The sequence below is a fragment of the Massilia sp. P1_C10 genome (assembly GCF_056406475.1).
The window spans coordinates 553,359-573,382 of sequence record NZ_JBFUAC010000002.1 but is presented as its reverse complement, the minus strand read 5'-3'; the positions used below and the strand labels follow the sequence as shown (position 1 = coordinate 573,382).

The following is a 20,024-nucleotide window of genomic DNA, read 5'->3' as shown; positions in this document are numbered from 1 at the left end:
CGGATTGCGATTGCAAAGGGAATTTGCATAAATCGAATTAAATGCAAATTATGTTCAAAATGGCCGCCCCTGCTGACGCACTGCACAAATATGGCATAATCAATCGAGCTACCTGATCCACGCAGTCGTTTCATCTTAAGTTCGACCTTAAAGACATGAATAAAACGCTCTACGACAAACTCTGGGAATCGCACGTGGTGCGTGCCGACGACGACGGCACCACGGTCCTCTACATCGACCGCCACCTGGTCCACGAGGTCACCAGCCCGCAAGCGTTCGACGGCCTGCGTGCAGCGCACCGCCCGCTGTGGCGCACCTCCGCCAACCTGGCCGTGGCCGACCACAACGTGCCGACCACCGACCGCAAGGGCGGCATCGCCGATCCCACCTCGCGCCTGCAGGTCGAAACGCTCGACGCCAACGCGAAAAGCTACGGCCTGACCTACTTCAACATGAACGACGCGCGCCAGGGCATCGTCCACGTGATCGGGCCGGAGCAGGGCGCCACCTTGCCCGGCATGACGGTTGTCTGCGGCGACTCGCACACCTCCACCCACGGCGCCTTCGGCTGCCTCGCGCATGGCATCGGCACCTCCGAAGTCGAGCACGTGCTGGCGACGCAGACCCTGCTGGCCAAGAAATCGAAATCGATGCTGGTGCAGGTCGACGGCGCGCTGCCGGCCGGCGTCACCGCCAAGGACATCGTGCTGGCCGTGATCGGCAAGATCGGCACCGCCGGCGGCACCGGTTACGCCATCGAATTCGGCGGCTCGACGATCCGTTCGCTGTCGATGGAAGGCCGCATGACGGTCTGTAACATGGCGATCGAAGCGGGCGCGCGCGCCGGCATGATCGGCGTCGACGACACCACCATCGACTACGTCAAGGGCCGCCCGTTCTCGCCCGCCGGCCCGCACTGGGATATGGCGGTCGCCTACTGGCGCACCCTGCACACCGACCCGGGCGCCAAATTCGACCTGGTCGTCACGCTCGACGCCTCCCAGGTCAAGCCGCAGGTCACCTGGGGCACTTCGCCCGAGATGGTCACCTCGATCGACGGCCGCGTGCCCGACCCGGACAAGGAACACGACGCGGTCAAGCGCGACGCGATGGAAAAGGCGCTGGTCTACATGAACCTGAAGCCGAACACGCCGATCGCCGACATCCGCATCGACAAGGTCTTCATCGGCTCCTGCACCAACTCGCGCATCGAAGACCTGCGCGCGGCAGCGGCGGTGGTGCGCGGCAAGCAGCGCGCCTCGAACGTGCGCCTCGCGCTGGTGGTCCCGGGTTCGGGCCTGGTGAAAGCCCAGGCCGAGCGCGAAGGCCTCGACAAGATATTCAAGGACGCCGGCTTCGAATGGCGCGAGCCGGGCTGCTCGATGTGCCTTGCGATGAACGCCGACCGGCTCGAACCGGGCGAGCGCTGCGCCTCGACCTCGAACCGCAATTTCGAAGGTCGCCAGGGACAGGGCGGACGCACCCACCTGGTGTCGCCCGCAATGGCGGCGGCGGCCGGCATCACCGGCCATTTCGTCGACGTTCGCGCGCTGGGCTGAAAGCAAAACTACCACCACGTCGCTCCCGCAGGCGGGAGCCCATACTGAGCAAGCATCCCGAGGTCATGGACAAATTTACGATATATGAAGGCTTGGTGGCTCCTCTGGACCGCGCCAACGTCGACACCGACGCCATCATCCCGAAGCAGTTCCTCAAGTCGATCCACCGCACCGGCTTCGGCCCGAACCTGTTCGACGAATGGCGCTATCTCGACCACGGCGAGCCGGGACAGGACAACAGCCGCCGTCCGCTCAATCCCGACTTCGTGCTGAACCAGCCGCGCTACCAGGGCGCCTCAATTCTCCTGACGCGCAAGAATTTCGGCTGCGGCTCCTCGCGCGAACACGCGCCGTGGGCGCTCGACCAGTACGGCTTCCGCGCCATCATCGCGCCGAGCTTCGCCGACATCTTCTTCAACAACTGCTACAAGAGCGGCCTGCTGCCGGTCGTGCTGCCCGAATCGCAGATCGACCACCTGTTCAACGAAGTCAAGGCCTTCCCCGGCTTCCGCCTGGTGGTGGACCTCGAGCAGCAGCGCGTATCGACGTCCGACGGCGCCATCAGCTACCAGTTCCAGATCGATCCGTTCCGCAAATACTGCCTGATGAACGGCCTCGACGACATTGGCCTGACCTTGCGCCACGCCGACGAGATCCGCGCCTTCGAAGAGCGCCACCTGGCCAGCCAGCCCTGGCTTGCCAACGTCATCTAAGAATTCAACACTACGAGAACAAGAACATGAAGATCGCAATCCTGCCCGGCGACGGCATCGGCCCCGAAATCATGGCGCAAGCGGTGAAGGTGCTGAACGTGCTGGGCGAGCAGTTCGAGATGGAGACCGCCGACGTCGGCGGCGCCGGTTACGCCGCCCACGGCCACCCGCTGCCCGAAGGCACGCTGGCGCTGGCCAAATCCGCGGACGCGGTGCTGTTCGGCGCCGTCGGCGACTTCAAATACGACGCGCTCGAGCGCTCGCTGCGTCCCGAGCAGGCGATCCTCGGCTTGCGCAAGGAGCTTTCGCTGTTCGCCAACTTCCGCCCCGCGATCCTGTATCCCGAACTGGCCGGCGCCTCCACGCTCAAGCCCGAAGTCGTGTCCGGCCTCGACATCCTGATCATCCGCGAACTGACCGGCGACATCTACTTCGGCAAGCCGCGCGGCGTGCGCGAATGCCCGGACGGCCCGTTCAAGGGCGAGCGCGAAGGCTTCGACACCATGCGCTACGCGGAATCCGAAATCCGCCGCATCGCCCACGTCGCCTTCCAGGCCGCGCGCAAGCGCGACCGCCGCGTTACCAGCGTCGACAAGGCCAACGTGCTCGAGACCTTCCAGTTCTGGCGCGACATCGTCACCGACGTGCACAAGGAATACCAGGACGTCGCGCTCGACCACATGTACGTCGACAACGCCGCCATGCAGCTGGTGCGCGCGCCGAAAAAATTCGACGTGCTGGTGACGGGGAACATGTTTGGCGATATCCTGTCAGACTGCGCCGCGATGCTGACCGGCTCGATCGGCATGCTGCCGTCGGCGTCGCTGGACGCGAATAACAAAGGGCTGTACGAACCGTCGCATGGTTCGGCGCCCGACATCGCCGGCAAGGGCATTGCCAATCCGCTGGCGACCATCCTGTCGGCCGCGATGATGCTGCGCTTCTCGCTGGGCCGCGAAGCGCAGGCGGCGCGCATCGAGAACGCGGTCAAGTCGGTGCTGGCGCGCGGCTTGCGCACCGCCGACATCTACGAAGAGGGTACGACGCGTGTCGGTACCGAGGAAATGGGCAACGCGGTGGTGAAAGCGCTGGCCAACTGAAACATGGGGTCAGGTCCGCCGGACCTGACCCCGCCTTTGCACAGAAACTGATAAGAGAGATGATGATGAAATTAGTAGGCTTGGTAGGTTGGCGCGGCATGGTCGGTTCGGTCCTGATGCAGCGCATGCGCGACGAGGGCGATTTCGAGCACATCGAACCGGTTTTCTTCACCACCTCGAACCCGGGCGGCAAAGCGCCGGCGATGGCGAAAAACGAAACCACGCTGAAAAGCGCGAGCGACATCGCCGAGCTGTCGAAATGCGAGATCATCATTTCCTGCCAGGGCGGCGACTACACCAGCGAGGTATTCCCGAAGCTGCGCGCCTCCGGCTGGAACGGCTACTGGATCGACGCCGCGTCGACCCTGCGCATGAACGACGACGCCGTGATCGTGCTCGACCCGGTCAACCTGGACGTCATCAAGAACGCGATGACAAAGGGCGTCAAGAACTTCGTCGGCGGTAACTGCACCGTGTCGTGCATGCTGATGGGCCTGGGCGGCCTGTTCGAGCACAAGCTGGTCGACTGGATGTCGTCGATGACCTACCAGGCCGCATCGGGCGGCGGCGCGCAGCACATGCGCGAGCTGCTGACGCAATTTGGCACCATCAACGGCGCAGTGCGCGGCCTGCTCGACGATCCGGCGTCGGCCATCCTCGAGATCGACCGCACCGTGCTGGCGATCCAGCACGGCATGTCCGCCGACGAGACCAAACAGTTCGGGGTGCCGCTGGCCGGCAACCTGATTCCGTGGATCGACAAGGACCTGGGCAACGGCCAGTCGAAGGAAGAGTGGAAGGCCGGCGCCGAGACCAACAAGATCCTCGGCCTGGGCGAAGGCTTCGGCACGCCGGCAATTCCGGTCGACGGCCTGTGCGTGCGCATCGGCGCGATGCGCTGCCACTCGCAGGCGCTGACCATCAAGCTGAAGCGCGACGTGCCGCTGGACGAAATCAACGACATCATCGCCTCGAACAACCAGTGGGTGAAGGTGGTGCCGAACAACCGCGAAGCGTCGATGCGCGACCTGTCGCCGGCGGCCGTCACCGGCAGCATCACGATCCCGGTCGGACGCCTGCGCAAAATGTCGATGGGCGGCGAATATCTGTCCGCGTTCACGGTTGGCGACCAGCTGCTGTGGGGCGCGGCCGAACCGCTGCGCCGCATGCTGCGCATCGTGCTGGACAAATAAGCTTCTGTTAACGGTCGTTATTCGGGTGGCATGAAACCGGGTCGGATTGTTCCGGCCCGGCCCGGTTTACAGCGCAGTTTTCATTCTGTAGCATGGCAAGAATAACAGCGGCGGATGTGCGAAAAAGTCGCGTTAACTGAGCATCCTGCTCACATCCTTTGCGTTGTAGCTGGGGAAACAGCCCTAAAGCTTGCATGCTCCAGAGCATGATGATATGTTGGGACCTCCCGGGACATGCCTTGCCCCTCGACAACTCTTAAGACGCTGCCCATTATGCATTTGAAAACTCGCCCACGGATCCTGTCGTTTGCGCTGAAAACCCTTTACGGCGCCGTCGCCGGTGCGGTGTTTTTCTCCTCCGCGGCCACCGCGGCAGGGCTCGGCAAACTGACCGTTCTTTCCGCGCTCGGCCAACCCCTGCGCGCCGAAATCGAGTTGACCGCGGTGTCGGCCGAAGAGGCCAACGGCCTGGTCGCCAAGCTGGCGCCGGCCGACGCGTTCCGGGCCGCGAACATCGAATTCAATCCGGCGCTGATGTCGCTGCGCTTCGCCGTCCAGCAGCGCAACGGCCGCCAATACATTCAAATCACCTCGTCGCAGCCGGTCAATGAGCCGTTCGTCGACATGCTGCTCGAACTGAGCTGGAACAGCGGCCGCCTGGTGCGCGAGTACACCTTCTTGCTCGACCCGGCAGAACTGCGCGCCACCCAGCCGGCGCAAGTGGCCGCGGCGCCGGTCGCCGTCCCGCAAAGCACCCGTCCGACGCCTGCGCCGGCACGCCCGTCTAGCCAGTCAAGCCAGGCAAGCCAGGAACCGTCGCAGCCGGCGCCGCAGGCCGCCCAGCCGACCCGTCCGAAAGTGGAGCGCGCGGAATCGTCGCGCGCGCCGACCGTCGACGCCACCGAATACAAGGTCAAGTCCGGCGACACGCTGGGCGGCATCGCGGCCCGCCTGAAGCCGGCCGAGATCTCGCTCGACATGATGCTGGTGGCTCTGTACCGCGCCAATCCGGACGCCTTCATCGGCAATAACATGAACCGCCTGAAGTCGGGCCAGATCCTGAGCGTGCCCGATTCCGACGCGATCAAGGGCGGCTCCGACAGCGAGGCGCGCGGCGTCGTGGTGGCCCACGCAGCCGACTTCAACGCCTACCGCAATAAGCTGGCCGGCCAGGTCGCCAGCGCGGCGCCGTCCAGGACGCCGGAAGCGACGCAGAGCGCGGCCGGGAAGATCACCGCCAAGGTCGAGGAACGCCCGACCGCGGCCAACGAATCGAAGGACCAGCTCAAGCTGTCGAAAGCCGGCGCCGGCGGCGGGGCCACCGGCAAGAGCGCGGCGCTGGAGGCCGAAGACAAGATCGCCAAGGAACGCGCGCTGGCCGACGCCACCGCCCGCGTCAAGGAACTGGAAAAGAACGTCAACGACCTCGAGAAGCTGATGGTCGTCAAGAGCAAGGCCGGCACCGAAGCGTCGAAGACCGCGATGGCGGAAATCGCACCGGCCACGCCGGCGGCGCCCGCGACCGTCGTCACGCCCGCGCCGGCCGCCCAGCCGCCGGCGGCCGCCGTGCCGGCGCCGGTCAAGCCGAAGCGCATCATCACCACGCCGCCGCCTCCGCCGGAGCCGACACTGGCCGACACGCTGATGGACAACATCGCCTACATCGGCGCCGGCCTGGCCATCGCGCTGCTGGCGCTGTTCGGCCTGTCGCGCCGCCGCAAGAAGGACGCGGTCGCGCCGACCGAGCCGTCGATCCTCGGCGCGCCCACCGACCAGGCCCAGTCCATGTTCGCCGAAACCGGCGGCCAGAGCGTCGACACCAGCAACAGCGTATTCAATTCCAGCTTCGCCCCTTCGGCCAGCCAGCTCGACACCAATGAAGTCGATCCGGTCGCCGAGGCGGACGTCTACATCGCCTACGGCCGCGACGCCCAGGCCGAGGAAATCCTCAAGGAAGCCCTGCGCACCCATCCGGAGCGCATGCCGGTCCGCCTCAAGCTGCTCGAGATCTACGCCGCCCGCAAGGACCTGCGTTCGTTCGAAACCCAGGCCGGCGAGATGTACGGCCTGACCAAAGGGCAGGGCGAGGACTGGGCGCAAGCCGCCGCGCTGGGCATGACGATCGATCCGGCTAACCCGCTGTACGCCAGCGCCGGCGCCGCCGCGCCGGTCGTGCCGAGCACCCCGGAAGCGATCGCCGAACACGCCATCCTCAGCCAGATGCATGAAGAAGGCGTGTCGACCGAACCGGACGCGATGGACCTGACCTTCGCCGACAGCGAGCCGACCGCCTTGCCGGAGCCGGTGCAAGCCGCCGCCGCGCCGGCCGACGACCACACGCTCGACTTCGACCTGGGCGGCCTGAGTTTCGAGCCGATCACCGACGAACCGACGCCGACGCCGGCGCCAGCGCCGCTCGCCGCCGCGCTGGAAGCCAATCCGCACGAAATGGAATTCACCTCCGAGCCGATCGCCGCAGCCGCGCCGCCGGCCGAAGCGGAGCCGTCGTTCGACATGGCCTTCGACATGGACTTCGATGCGCCGCCGGCGGCCGCGACCCAGGCGGTCGAAGAAAAGGCGCTGGACGACATCAAGCTGGACTTCTCCAGCCACGCCGAACTGCCGGCCGAAATCCACATGGCCGACCCGGTGCACAGCTTCGATTTGCCGACGCTCCCTGAAGCGGCGCCGGCCGCCGGGGCGCATCCGCTGGCCGACCTCGACGCGATGAACTTCGACCTGCCGATGACGCCTGCCGCCGCGCCGGCGGAAGATCCGTTCGCGCTGCCGGAACTGCCGGAAGCGGCGCCGAGTTTCGCCGCGTCGCCGACCTTCACGGCCGCGCCGCAATTCGACATGTCCGGCATCGACCTGGACCTGCCGTCGGACAGCCTGCCCGTGTTGGCGACCGAAGAGCTGGCGCCGGTCGGCCAGGTCGACCTGTCGGCCTCGCACATGGAAATGGAAACCAAGCTTGACCTGGCGATCGCCTACCAGGAGATCGGCGACAAGGAAGGCGCGCGCGAACTGCTCGACGAAGTGATCAAGGGCGGCAGCGCCGACCAGGTCAGCAAGGCCAACGACATGCGCGCCAAGCTGGCATAAGACACGACAAGTAATGGATATGATTTGAAACGGATAGCACTCGGCGTCCAGTACGACGGGTCGCCCTGGAGCGGCTACCAGAAGCAGTCAGATAAAAACACGGTGCAGGACCGGCTCGAAATCGCGTTGCGCGAATTCGGCCGGGTCGATTTTGCCACCACCTGCGCCGGCCGCACCGACACCGGCGTCCACGCCCTCGAACAGGTGGTCCACTTCGACACCGACCTCACGCGCGACATGCAGTCGTGGGTGCGCGGCGTGAACGCCTTCCTGCCCGATTCGATCGCGGTGCGCTGGGCCGCGGAGATTCCTTCCGATCCCGAGCACGAATTCCATGCGCGCTTCTCGGCGCGCGCGCGCACCTATCACTACGTCCTGTACAACAACCCGGTGCGCTCGCCGCTGCTGGTGGGCCGCGCCGGCTGGACCTTCCGTCCGCTCGACCTCGAGCGCATGCGCGAAGCGGCGCAGCACCTGGTCGGCGTGCACGACTTCTCGGCGTTCCGCTCGTCGCAGTGCCAGGCCAAGTCGCCCATCAAGCAGATGCACGAGGTGTCGGTGGAACGGCGCGGCGAGGCGCTGGTTTTTACTTTGCGCGCCAACGCCTTCCTGCACCACATGGTGCGCAACCTGATCGGATCGCTGATCTACGTCGGCAACGGGCGCCATGAGCCGTCCTGGCTGGCCGACGTGCTGGCGGGGCGCGACCGCAACGACGCCGCGCCCACTTTCATGCCCGACGGCCTGTACCTGGCCAAAATAGATTACGATCCGAAGTGGGGACTGCCGCAGGAAGCGACCAGCCCATTGCCCTGGTTTTGATCGACATCCATGCACCGTACCCGTATCAAAATCTGCGGGATCACCCGCGAGCAAGATCTCCGCGCCGCCGTTGACTCCGGCGCCGACGCGCTCGGCTTCGTGTTCTACGCGCCCAGCCCGCGCTTCGTCAGCGCGCAGCAGGCCGGCGCGCTGATCGCGGCCCTTCCGCCGTTCGTCACGCCGGTCGCGCTGTTCGTCAACGCATCGCTGGAAGAGGTGGCCGAGGTGGCGCGCCATGCGCCGTTCGCGCTGCTGCAGTTCCATGGCGACGAGACGGCGGCGCAGTGCGCGGCCATCGCCGCTGCGGTCAATCGCCCCTTCATGCGCGTGTTCCGGATGAAGCCCGACACGAGCGCGGCCGATTTGCTAGAATATGAAGATCAATACCGCGCCGCCAGTCCCTTGTTCTCGAGCCTCTTGCTCGACACCTATGTGGACGCCTACGGTGGGGCAGGAAAGGTTTTTGATTGGTCTCTCATCCCAAAAGAACTCGCGCCTCGGGTCGTTTTAAGTGGTGGCTTGAGCGTAAACAACGCGACTGACGCGGTAGCACGTGTTCGTCCCTTTGCCGTTGACATCAGCAGTGGAGTCGAAGCGCAGAAGGGGATCAAGGACGCCCGCAAGATCGCCGCCTTCATCGACGCGGTGCGGGCGGCAGACGCCACCTACGAAAGCGACAATCCTCATGAAAGCAGCACCTGAACGCGGCCCGGCCGCGCCATTGTTCCAGACCACCGACTACCAGCTTCCCGACGCACGCGGCCACTTCGGCCCGTACGGCGGCTCTTTCGTCGCCGAGACGCTCAGCCACGCGCTGGCCGAACTGAACGAGGCGTACGCCAAGTACAGCCATGACCCCGAATTCCTCGACGAGTTCCGCTATGAGCTCAAGCACTTCGTCGGCCGGCCTTCGCCGATTTATCACGCGAAGCGCTGGTCCGACCAGATCGGCGGCGCGCAGATCTACTTCAAGCGCGAAGACCTGAACCACACCGGCGCCCACAAGATCAACAACGTGATCGGCCAGGCGCTGCTGGCCAAGCGCATGGGCAAGCCTCGCATCATCGCCGAGACCGGAGCCGGGCAGCATGGCGTGGCCACCGCCACCATCTGCGCGCGCTTCGGCCTCGAATGCGTGATCTACATGGGCAGCGAGGACGTCAAGCGCCAGGCGCAGAACGTGTACCGCATGAAGCTCCTGGGCGCCACCGTGGTGCCGGTCGAATCGGGCTCGAAGACGCTCAAGGACGCGCTCAACGAAGCGATGCGCGACTGGGTTACCAACATCGAAAACACCTTTTACATTATCGGCACCGTGGCCGGTCCGCACCCGTATCCGATGATGGTGCGCGACTTCCAGTCGGTGATCGGCGAAGAGTGCCTGGTGCAGATGCCCGAGATGACGGGGCGCCAGCCCGATTACGTGCTGGCCTGTATTGGCGGCGGCTCGAACGCGATGGGCATCTTCTATCCCTACATCGACGAGAAAAACGTCAAGCTGATCGGCGTCGAAGCGGCGGGCGAGGGCATCGAGTCGGGCAAGCACGCGGCGTCGCTGTCCGCCGGATTCGCGGGCGTCCTGCACGGCAACCGCACCTACCTGCTGCAGGACGCGAACGGCCAGATCATCGAGACGCATTCGGTGTCGGCCGGCCTCGATTATCCCGGCGTGGGTCCGGAGCACGCCTGGCTAAAGGACCTGGGGCGCGCGCAGTACGTGTCGATCACCGACGACGAAGCGATCGCCGCGTTCCACGACACCTGCCGCATCGAAGGCATCATCCCGGCGCTCGAATCGTCGCACGCGATCGCGTACGCCACCAAGCTGGCCGCCACGCTGCCGAAGGACCAGATCATCCTGGTCAACCTGTCGGGCCGCGGCGACAAGGACATGCACACCGTGGCCGAGAGGATGGGGCTCGACTTCAGCTGACCGATTGCTGAATCGCCTTCATCCATCCACTACGAGAGAACAACAATGTCCAGAATCGAAGCTACATTTTCCGCGCTCAAAGCGCACAACAAGACCGGCCTCGTGACCTTCATCACCGCCGGCGACCCGGGGCCCGAACTGACGGTGCCGCTGATGCACGCGCTGGTCGCGGGCGGCGCCGACGTGCTCGAACTCGGGGTGCCGTTTTCCGATCCGATGGCCGAGGGGCCGGTGATCCAGCGCGCCTGCGAGCGCGCGCTCAAGTTCGGCATCGGCCTGCCCGACGTCTTCAACTTCGTGCGCGAGTTCCGCAAGACCAACCAGACCACGCCGGTGGTGCTGATGGGGTATGCCAATCCGATCGAGCGCATCGGCCCGAATGCCTTCATCGCGGCGGCGAAGGACGCGGGCGCGGACGGCGCCATCGTCGTCGACTATCCGCCCGAGGAGTGCGAAGAGTTTGCCGCGGCGATGCGTGCGGCCGGTCTTGACCTCATCTTCCTGCTGGCGCCGACGTCGACGCCGGAGCGCATCGCGCAAGTGGCGCGGGTCGGCAGCGGCTTCAGTTACTACGTGTCGCTCAAGGGCGTGACGGGCGCCGGCACGATCGACACGGCCGACGTGGCGCGCCGGGTGGCGGCGATTCGCGAGCACGTCAAGCTGCCGATCGGCGTCGGCTTCGGCATCCGCGACGGCGCGACCGCGAAGGCGGTGGCGAGCGTGGCCGACGCCGTGGTGATCGGCAGCCGCATCATCCAGGAGCTGGAGAACACGCCGAAGGAGGGCGCGGTGGCGGCGGTGCAGGCATTCGTGGCCGGCATCCGCAGCGCGCTGGACGAGGCTTAAGCTTCACGCGGCGCCGACCAAGGGTTGGGGGTCAGGTCCACCGGACCTGACCCCGGGGTTGTCGGCGCCGCGGATCCCAGGGGGAACGAACGTTTGATGACAAAATGGGTCAGGTCCGGAGGGCCAGACCCCGCCGCAGGAGCAAACTATGTGCAGAAATATCAAGACGTTGTTTAACTTCGAGCCGCCCGCCACCGAAGACGAAATCCGCGCCGCCTCGGTGCAGTTCGTCCGCAAGTTGAGCGGCTTCAGCAAACCGTCGCAAGCGAACCAGGCCGCGTTCGACAAGGCGATCGAGGAGGTCACTACCGCTGCGGCCGCGCTGATCGGCGCGCTCGTCACCAACGCCGAGCCGCGCGACCGCGAAGTCGAAATCCTGCGCGCCCGAGCCCGCAATGCGGTGCGGTTCCAGCCGCGCGAATAGGCCTGGCCGCACGGCAATCGCACGCCGCGCTCGCGCGTCCGGTGCTATGCTGGCGCGATTACTGCCATTCCTGCAACCATGCCAAAACAATCAGGTTTTGGCGCAATGTTCGACAAGGCGGCCTTCAGCGGCTAAACTACCGCAACTGAAGAATAGCCGCAGAAGGAGAATGTATGAGTTGGTTGGAAAAACTGCTGCCCCCCCGGATCCAGCGCTCGGACGCCGCTTCCCGCAAGACCATGCCGGAAGGACTGTGGGTCAAGTGCCCATCGTGCGAAGCCGTGCTGTACCGCACCGACCTGGAATCGAACCTGCACGTTTGTCCAAAATGCAGCCACCACATGCGCATCCGCGCCCGTTCACGGCTCGACAGCCTGCTCGACGAAGGCGGCCGCTACGATATCGGCCAGGAAACGCTGCCGGTCGATACGCTGAAGTTCAAGGATTCCAAGAAATACCCCGACCGCCTCAAAGCGGCGATGGACGCGACCGGCGAGACCGATGCGCTGATCGTCATGGGCGGCGCCATCATGAGCCTGCCGGTGGTCGTGGCCTGCTTCGAATTCGAATTCATGGGCGGCTCGATGGGCTCGGTCGTCGGCGAGCGCTTCGTGCGCGGCGCCCAGGTCGCGCTCGAGCAGAAGGTGCCATTCATCTGCATCACCGCCACCGGCGGCGCGCGCATGCAGGAAGGCCTGCTGTCGCTGATGCAAATGGCCAAGACCACCGCGATGTTGACCAAACTGTCGGAGAAGAAGCTGCCGTTCATCAGCGTGCTGACCGACCCGACCATGGGTGGCGTGTCCGCGTCGTTCGCCTTCATGGGCGACGTTGTGATCGCCGAGCCGAAAGCACTGATCGGCTTCGCCGGCCCTCGCGTGATCGAAAACACCGTGCGCGAAAAGCTGCCGGAAGGTTTCCAGCGCGCCGAGTTCCTGGTCACCAAGGGCGCCGTCGACATGATCGTCGACCGCCGCAAGATGCGCGAAGAAATCGCCCGCCTGATGGCGCTGCTGCAAGACCAGGCCGCCGAAGCCGTCGCGTAACACCCGCCGTTCCATGGGCGCCCGCAGGCCGAGCTTGCGGGCGCCCGTTTCACCTGAAGTCGATCCCATGCCCACGCTCCCGACCACATTGCCCGACTGGCTGGCCCTGCTCGAGTCGCGCCACGCCGAAGTTCACATCAACATGGGCCTCGACCGCGTGCGCGCGGTGAAAGAGGCGATGGGCCTGCATTTCGACTGCCCGGTCATCATGGTGGCCGGCACCAACGGCAAGGGCTCGACCTGCGCCATGCTCGAATCGATCCTGCTGCGCGCCGGCTACAAGGTGGGCCTGTACATCAAGCCGCACTTCCTCGACTTCAACGAGCGCGCGCGCATCGGCGGCGAGCTGGCCACCGACCAGCAGCTGATCGACGCCTTCAACGCCGTCGAAGCCAAGCGCGGCGCGACCGACCTGACGTACTTCGAATTCACCACGCTGGCCATCATGCACCTGCTCGCCGCCAGCAAGCTCGACGTGGCGATCCTCGAAGTCGGCCTGGGCGGGCGCCTCGACGCGGTCAACGTGATCGACGCCGACGTGGCCATCGTCACCAGCGTCGACATCGACCACACCGACTTCCTCGGCACCACGCGCGAGCAGATCGGCTTCGAAAAAGCCGGCATCTTCCGTCCCGGCAAGGCGGCGATCTGCAGCGACCCGGTGCCGCCCGCATCGCTGGTGGCGCACGCCGAGGCGATCGGCGCCGACCTGTGGCTGCTCGGCCGCGATTTCAATTATTCCGGCGACAAGCAGCAGTGGAACTACGGCGGCCGCAGCCAGCGCCGCAACTCGCTGGCCTACCCGAGCCTGCGCGGCGCCAACCAGCTGCTCAACGCCTCGGCCGCGCTGGCCGCGCTCGAGGTGCTCAAGCTCGAACTGCCGGTCGGCGCCCAGGAAGTGCGCACCGGCCTGGTGGTGGTCGAACTGCCGGGACGCTTCCAGGTGCTGCCTGGCCGCCCGACCGTGATCCTCGACGTCGCGCACAATCCGCACGCCGCCTCGGCGCTGGCCCAGAACCTCGGCAACATGGGCTTTCACCCGTACACCTACGCCGTGTTCGGCGTCATGCAGGACAAGGACATCGCCGGGGTGATCGCCCCGATGGCCCAGTACGTCGACCACTGGTGCATCGCCGAACTGCCGTCGCCGCGCTCGGCGCACATGGACGAACTCATCGCGATCATCGACGGCCTGGCGCCGGAAGACGGCAAACCGGGCGAGCGCTCGGTGACCGCGTTCGCCGATCCGGCAAAAGCTTTTGCGAATGCAATGAGCCGTGCGGGGGAGAATGATAGAATTGTGGTCTTTGGTTCGTTCTATACGGTTGCCGGCGTGATGGCAGCCCGAAAATCCTCCTCACACTGAAAAATATATCGCATGGGCTTGTTCTCATTTCTCAATAAAAACAAGCAAGACACCACTGGCGACGACAGTGGTTATTATTCCCGCGACTCAGATCCGGTGGCCGCCAAAGCCCGTTCCAAGCGCGCCTCGAGCGCCGGCGAACCGGCCGCGCCGCGCGGACGCAGCCGGACCCGCAGCGAAGACGATCCGGTCCTCCCAGAAAAGAAACGCGCGCGCCGCCGCCTGGTAGGGGCGATCGCGCTGGCGCTGGCCGTCGCCGTCGGCCTGCCGATGCTGCTCGACTCCGAGCCGAAGCCGCTGGCGAACGACATCGCGATCCAGATCCCGGCGCGCGACAAGGCGCCGCCGCTGCCGATGCCGGCCGCGCCACCGCCGGTCGCTCCCGCCGACACCCTCGACAAGCGCGAGCAGTTCGTCGAGCCGGCTAAGCCGGCCCCGACCGAGATCAAGACCGTGGCGCTGGACACCCGCGCCGCCGAGCCGAAGCCGGAAGCCGCGCCCGCGCCGAAGAAGGAAGATCCGAAGCCGGCCGCGAAGGCCGAGGTCAAGCCGGCGGAAGCGAAGCCGGCGGCAAAGCCGAAGGCCGAAGAAAAGGTCGAGAAAGTCGCCGCCAAGCCGGCGCAGTCGCCGGAAGACGCTGCGCGCGCGCTGGCCATCCTCGAAGGCAAGGCTGCCGACAAGCCGAAGGCGCCGGAAAAATTTGTGGTGCAGGTCGCCGCGCTCGGTTCGGCCGACAAGGTCGCCGAACTGCAGGACAAGCTCAAGGAGGCCGGCATCCGCTCCTTCACCCACAAGGTGGCGACGTCCTCGGGTGAGCGGATCCAGGTCAAGGTCGGCCCGTTCTCGCGCGAGGAAGCCGACAAGATGCGCGCAAAGCTGGACAAAGTTGGCTTGTCGGGCAGCATGGTCAAGCCTGACGGCAAATAGCGAAGGCAGGCGACCCCGGCGTGACGATTTTCGATTATTTGGTATTGTTCGTGCTGCTGGCCTCGGTCGTGATCAGCACCATGCGCGGCCTGGTCAAGGAGATCCTGTCGCTGCTGAGCTGGGTGGTGGCCTTCGTCGTCGCCAACATGTACGGCGCCACGCTGGCCCCGATGCTGCCGGCGATGATTCCCGGCGAGGCGGTGCGCCTGATGGTGGCCTTCGTGGCCCTGTTCCTCGGCGTGCGCATCCTGATGGGCCTGCTCAGCATGGCGGCCGAGGCGGTGATCAAGGCCAGCGGCCTCTCGCTCGCCGACCGCGGCCTGGGCGGGCTGTTCGGCCTGGCGCGCGGCATTGTAATCGTGCTGTTCGGCGTCATATTGTGCGGGATGACCTCGATCCCGCAACAGGATTTCTGGAAGAACGCGCTGCTCGCGCCGATGGCGGAAACCGGGGCGCGCACCGTCAAACCTTTCTTGCCGGCTGCGCTGACGCAGCACGTGCATTTTTAGAACGATTTTCAATTTTTGCTGTCCAGGCTTTAGGAGTGCACCATGTGTGGCATCGTCGGCGTCGTCTCCCATCAACCCGTCAATCAAGTCCTGTATGACGCCTTGCTGCTGCTGCAGCACCGCGGCCAGGATGCGGCGGGCATCGCAACCAATCACAGCAGCATGTTCTCCATGCACAAGGCCAATGGGCTGGTGCGCGACGTCTTCCGCACCCGCAACATGCGTTCGCTGCAGGGCAATTCGGGTATCGGCCACTGCCGCTATCCGACCGCAGGTTCGTCGAGCGAGGAAGAAGCGCAGCCGTTCTACGTCAACGCACCGTTCGGCATCACGCTGGCGCACAACGGCAACCTGACCAACCAGGAAGAGCTGAAGCAGGCGCTGTTCAAGAACGACCGCCGCCACATCAACACCGATTCCGATTCCGAAGTATTGCTCAACGTCCTGGCGCACGAGATCCAGGAAGCCGCCACCGGCTACACGCTCGATCCCGACGCCGTGTTCAAGGGCGTGGCGATGGTGCACCGCCGGGTGCGCGGCGCCTACGCCGTGGTGGCGCAGATCGCCGGCCACGGCCTGCTGGCGTTCCGCGATCCCTTCGGCATCCGTCCGCTGTGCCTGGGCGTCAACGAAACGGATGACGGCGTCGAATACATGGTCGCCAGCGAATCGGTGGCGCTCGAAGGCATCGGCTTCCGCTTCCTGCGCGACATCGCGCCGGGCGAGGCGGTGTTCATCGACAACGACGGCGTGCTGCACCAGCGCCAGTGCGCCGACAATCCGTCGCTCAACCCGTGCGCCTTCGAATACGTCTACCTGGCCCGCCCCGACTCGATCCTCGACGGCGCCTCGGTCTACGCCACGCGCCTGAAGATGGGCGAGCACCTGGCCGAGAAGATCCGCAAGGAATTCTCGTCGGGCGAGATCGACGTCGTCATGCCGATTCCCGATTCGTCGCGCCCGGCCGCGATCCAGCTGGCGCTCAAGCTCGGCATCGAGTACCGCGAAGGCTTCATCAAGAACCGCTACATCGGCCGCACCTTCCTGATGCCAGGCCAGGCGATGCGCAGCAAGTCGGTGCGCCAGAAGCTCAACGCGATCGCCTCCGAATTCAAGGGCAAGAACGTGCTGCTGGTGGACGACTCGATCGTGCGCGGCACGACCAGCCGCGAGATCGTCCAGATGGCGCGCGAAGCCGGCGCCAAAAACGTCATCTTCGCCTCGGCCGCGCCGCCGGTGCTGTTCCCCAACGTGTACGGCATCGACATGCCGACCCGCGGCGAGCTGATCGCCTACGGCCGCAGCAACGAGGAAATCTGCCGCGAGATCACCGCCGACAAGCTGGTGTACCAGGACGTCGACGCGCTCAAGCGCTCGATCTCGGACGTCAACCCGGCGCTGACCAATTTCGAGGCATCGTGCTTCGACGGCATCTACGTGACCGGCGACATTTCCCAGGCTTACCTGGACCGGCTCGAATTCGCGCGCCACAATCCCAAGAACGCACCGCTGGAAGACGCGGTCACGACCCAGTTGCACCTGAAACCGGTGACGGCGGAATAAGGGCGCGGCACACCATGAGCGAGAAGAAGACCTTCGGCTTCACCACCACGGTCCTGCACAACGACCGGCGCAAGCCGATCGAGCAGGGCTCGCTGCACAAGCCGGTGCACACCTCGGTCGCGTTCGGCTACACCGACGCGCGCCAGCTGGCGTCGGTATTCCAGGGCAAGGAGCCGGGCTTTCGCTACGGCCGCCAGGGCAATCCGACGGTGGCCGCGCTGGAAGACAAGGTCACGCGCATGGAAGACGGCGTCGCGACCTTGTGCTTCGCGACCGGCATGGGCGCGATCGGCGCCATCTTCCAGGGCCTGCTGCGCGCCGGCGACCACGTGGTGTCGTCGTCCTTCCTGTTCGGTAACACCAACAGCCTGTGGCAGACAGTGGCGGGGCAGGGCGTGGCGGTCGATTTCGTCGACGCCACCGATGTCGCCAACGTCGAAGCGGCGCTGAACGCGAACACGCGGCTGGTGTTCGCCGAGACCATCGCCAACCCGCGCACCCAGGTCGCCGACCTGGCCCGCATCGGCGCGCTGTGCCGCGCGCGCGGCATCCTGTTCGTGGTCGACAACACCATGACCACGCCCTGGCTGTTCCGCCCCAAGGCGGTCGGCGCCGGCCTGGTGGTCAACTCGCTGACCAAGTCGATCGGCGGCCACGGCATCGCGCTGGGCGGCAGCCTGACCGACACCGGCGAATACGACTGGAACAACTACCCCAATATCGCCGACAACTACAAGCGCAATCCGCCGGCCCAGTGGGGCATGGCGCAGCTGCGCGCCAAGGGCCTGCGCGACTTCGGCGCCTCGCTCGGGCCGGAAGCGGCGCACCACATCGCGGTCGGCGCCGAGACGCTGGCGCTGCGCATGGAGCGCAGCTGCGCCAACGCGATGGCGCTGGCGCGCATGCTCGAAGCCGACCCGCGCGTGGCGGCGGTGCACTATCCGGGCCTGGTCTCGCATCCGCAGCACGACCTGGCCGGCGCGCTGTTCCGCTCCTACGGCTCGCTGTTCAGCTTCGAGCTGGCGGACGGCATCGATTGCTTCGACTACCTGAACCGGCTGAACATCGGCATCCCGGCCAGCAACCTGGGCGACACCCGCACCCTGGTGATCCCGGTGGCGCACACCATCTTCTTCGAGATGGGGGCCCAGCGCCGCGCCAGCATGGGCATCGCCGAATCGCTGATCCGCGTGTCGGTCGGCATCGAGGATACGGCGGACCTGCTGGCCGATTTCAAGGGCGCGCTGGACGCCTGACACTTTCGAAAGACTGGACCCGATGAAGAAATTTGTACTCTGCCTGAGCCTTTCCTTCGCTGCCCTGGGCGCCAGCGCCGACGAACTCGCCGACGCGAACGCCCAGTTCCAGAAAAAGGCTTACCCCCAGGCATTGCAGGCCTACACCAAACTGGCCAATGGCGGCAATGCTGAAGCCCAGCGCCACCTGGCCGAGATGTACTGGTACGGCGAGGCGGGCGCGATCGACGACGCCAAGGCGCAGTTGTGGTTCACCAAGGCGGCGGCGAAGGGCGACAAGGTCGCCGTGGCGGCGCTCGAAGTGATGCGGCAGCGGACGGCGCGGCGCGCCGAGATCGACTACTGGGTGACGAAGTACGACGGCGCCGACCTCAAATCGGGCAAGTTCAGCTGCGCCGCACCGCGCATTCCCGCGATCTCGAAGGGCAACGACGACATCAAGCGGGTCGCCGACAAGGTCGAAATCTGGCAGGATTGCTATAACGGCTTCGTGGCTAACATGAACGCGCACGCCACGCTGGAGTCGGTGGTGCCCGACGACCTGTTCAAGTTATTCAACCAGCAGGAGACGGAAGCGGCGAGGGCGCGCCTGGAAGAGGCGCGGCAGCGTATCGTGGCCGACGCCTCGATCGGCGCAAAGCTGACGCTGGCCGACTACGCCGCCTGGCGCGGCGCGACCGAGGCCTGGGTCAAGGAGCACAACGAACTGGTCAAGTCCTCGGACAGCGGCGGCCGTGCCGCCGAGCTCGAGGCGCGCAAGAACAACTACGTACCGGTCAGCAAATAAGGCTTAGTGCCAGGTCCGCATCAGGCCGACGGCGAGTCCTTCGAGGGCGAAGTCGTCGACTGAGGGATCGACCTTGATCACCTTGAAGTCCGGGTTCTCCGGCAACAATTCAATCAGCGCGCCGGTCTTGCGGTAGCGCTTGACGGTGACGTCGTCGCCGATGCGCGCGACCACGATCTGGCCATTCTTCGCGCTGTCGATCTTCTTCACGGCCAGCAGGTCGCCGTCCATGATGCCGGCGTCGCGCATCGACAGGCCGCGCACCTTCAGTAGGAAGTCCGGTTTCGACGAAAACATCGCCGGGTCGACGCTGTAGGTGGCCTCGACATGCTCGAGCGCCAGGATCGGCGAGCCGGCGGCGACGCGGCCGACCAGCGGCAGCGACATCATCAGCGTCGGCGGCGGCATCGGCATCGATTCCGGGATGCCGGCGCCGACCAGCCGGATGCCGCGCGAGGTGCCGGGCGAGATTTCGATGACGCCCTTGCGCGCCAATGCCTGCAGGTGCTCCTCGGCGGCGTTGGCCGACTTGAAGCCCAGTTCGGTGGCGATTTCGGCGCGGGTCGGCGGAAAGCCCGTGTTCTCGATTGCATCCCGAATCAGGTTAAGGATCTGTTCTTGCCGTGCTGTGAGCTTGATCATTGGGTGTGCGGGTGCTGGTTGTATGAACAGACTGTATTTTTGTACAGTATTTCGTCCAGCGCAAGGGAAACTTCACAAAAAACCGGTGTCAGCGCTCCGAAAATTCGAAAAACCGCAGTTTTCCACCCAAATTGAGCAATTTTCCCGATCAAGCCAAGAGCGAAACCCGATATTCACGTCACTGTTTGCCGGCGGAGTTCGATGCTTCCGGAGGTCTGACCCCGATTGGTGCA

Annotated in this window: 18 protein-coding genes; 17 read left to right on the top strand and 1 reads right to left on the bottom strand. The window is 65.4% G+C overall.

From position 1 onward, the window contains the following. Positions 1–155 precede the first annotated feature (155 nt). The 17 genes from leuC to AC1D02_RS06865 all read left to right on the top strand — a co-directional run bounded on the left by leuC (position 156) and on the right by AC1D02_RS06865 (position 19,149). A complete protein-coding gene (gene leuC / locus AC1D02_RS06945; protein WP_477315076.1) occupies positions 156–1,559 on the top strand; it encodes a 3-isopropylmalate dehydratase large subunit in 1,404 nt (467 codons plus the stop codon). Positions 1,560–1,624: 65 nt separating this feature from the next. After that, on the top strand, positions 1,625–2,272 hold the full coding sequence (gene leuD, locus AC1D02_RS06940; RefSeq protein WP_477315074.1) for a 3-isopropylmalate dehydratase small subunit: 648 nt from the start codon (positions 1,625–1,627) through the stop codon (positions 2,270–2,272). Positions 2,273–2,298: 26 nt separating this feature from the next. After that, the gene (leuB, locus tag AC1D02_RS06935) at positions 2,299–3,372 is read left to right on the top strand and encodes a 3-isopropylmalate dehydrogenase (RefSeq protein ID WP_477315072.1); all 1,074 of its coding nucleotides are present in this window, start codon (positions 2,299–2,301) and stop codon (positions 3,370–3,372) included. A gap of 65 nt (positions 3,373–3,437) precedes the next feature. Then, on the top strand, positions 3,438–4,565 hold the full coding sequence (gene asd / locus AC1D02_RS06930) for an aspartate-semialdehyde dehydrogenase (RefSeq protein WP_477315363.1): 1,128 nt from the start codon (positions 3,438–3,440) through the stop codon (positions 4,563–4,565). 273 nt (positions 4,566–4,838) lie between these two features. After that, a complete protein-coding gene (locus tag AC1D02_RS06925) occupies positions 4,839–7,670 on the top strand; it encodes a motility hub landmark protein FimV (protein ID WP_477315070.1) in 2,832 nt (943 codons plus the stop codon). Between the two features lie 24 nt (positions 7,671–7,694). After that, complete coding sequence (gene truA / locus AC1D02_RS06920; RefSeq protein ID WP_477315068.1) at positions 7,695–8,492, top strand: tRNA pseudouridine(38-40) synthase TruA; 798 nt, start codon at positions 7,695–7,697, stop codon at positions 8,490–8,492. Positions 8,493–8,501: 9 nt separating this feature from the next. Continuing rightward, the gene (locus AC1D02_RS06915; protein WP_477315066.1) at positions 8,502–9,194 is read left to right on the top strand and encodes a phosphoribosylanthranilate isomerase; all 693 of its coding nucleotides are present in this window, start codon (positions 8,502–8,504) and stop codon (positions 9,192–9,194) included. Continuing rightward, a complete protein-coding gene (trpB, locus tag AC1D02_RS06910) occupies positions 9,178–10,425 on the top strand; it encodes a tryptophan synthase subunit beta (protein ID WP_477315064.1) in 1,248 nt (415 codons plus the stop codon). Before AC1D02_RS06915 ends, trpB begins: the two co-directional genes overlap by 17 nt. A 45-nt stretch (positions 10,426–10,470) precedes the next feature. Continuing rightward, a complete protein-coding gene (trpA, locus tag AC1D02_RS06905) occupies positions 10,471–11,271 on the top strand; it encodes a tryptophan synthase subunit alpha (protein ID WP_477315062.1) in 801 nt (266 codons plus the stop codon). 148 nt (positions 11,272–11,419) lie between these two features. Further along, complete coding sequence (locus tag AC1D02_RS06900) at positions 11,420–11,695, top strand: DUF2277 domain-containing protein (protein ID WP_477315060.1); 276 nt, start codon at positions 11,420–11,422, stop codon at positions 11,693–11,695. Between the two features lie 173 nt (positions 11,696–11,868). Further along, entirely contained in the window at positions 11,869–12,741 is an 873-nt protein-coding gene (accD, locus tag AC1D02_RS06895; protein ID WP_477315058.1) for an acetyl-CoA carboxylase, carboxyltransferase subunit beta, read from the top strand. Between the two features lie 67 nt (positions 12,742–12,808). After that, complete coding sequence (gene folC, locus AC1D02_RS06890; RefSeq protein ID WP_477315056.1) at positions 12,809–14,107, top strand: bifunctional tetrahydrofolate synthase/dihydrofolate synthase; 1,299 nt, start codon at positions 12,809–12,811, stop codon at positions 14,105–14,107. A gap of 96 nt (positions 14,108–14,203) precedes the next feature. Beyond that, positions 14,204–15,034, top strand: coding sequence for an SPOR domain-containing protein (locus AC1D02_RS06885; protein WP_477315054.1), 831 nt, complete (start codon positions 14,204–14,206; stop codon positions 15,032–15,034). Positions 15,035–15,054: 20 nt separating this feature from the next. Next, a complete protein-coding gene (locus AC1D02_RS06880) occupies positions 15,055–15,543 on the top strand; it encodes a CvpA family protein (RefSeq protein ID WP_477315052.1) in 489 nt (162 codons plus the stop codon). 42 nt (positions 15,544–15,585) lie between these two features. Beyond that, positions 15,586–17,106 (top strand): amidophosphoribosyltransferase, encoded by a 1,521-nt coding sequence (gene purF, locus AC1D02_RS06875; protein WP_477315050.1) that lies wholly within the window; start codon positions 15,586–15,588, stop codon positions 17,104–17,106. A gap of 14 nt (positions 17,107–17,120) precedes the next feature. Beyond that, the gene (locus AC1D02_RS06870; protein ID WP_477315048.1) at positions 17,121–18,362 is read left to right on the top strand and encodes a cystathionine gamma-synthase family protein; all 1,242 of its coding nucleotides are present in this window, start codon (positions 17,121–17,123) and stop codon (positions 18,360–18,362) included. Positions 18,363–18,384: 22 nt separating this feature from the next. Beyond that, on the top strand, positions 18,385–19,149 hold the full coding sequence (locus AC1D02_RS06865; protein ID WP_477315046.1) for a sel1 repeat family protein: 765 nt from the start codon (positions 18,385–18,387) through the stop codon (positions 19,147–19,149). A gap of 3 nt (positions 19,150–19,152) precedes the next feature. Here AC1D02_RS06865 and lexA read toward each other — a convergent pair whose 3' ends face one another. Further along, on the bottom strand, positions 19,153–19,791 hold the full coding sequence (gene lexA / locus AC1D02_RS06860) for a transcriptional repressor LexA (RefSeq protein WP_477315044.1): 639 nt from the start codon (positions 19,789–19,791) through the stop codon (positions 19,153–19,155). Between the last annotated feature and the right edge of the window lie 233 nt (positions 19,792–20,024).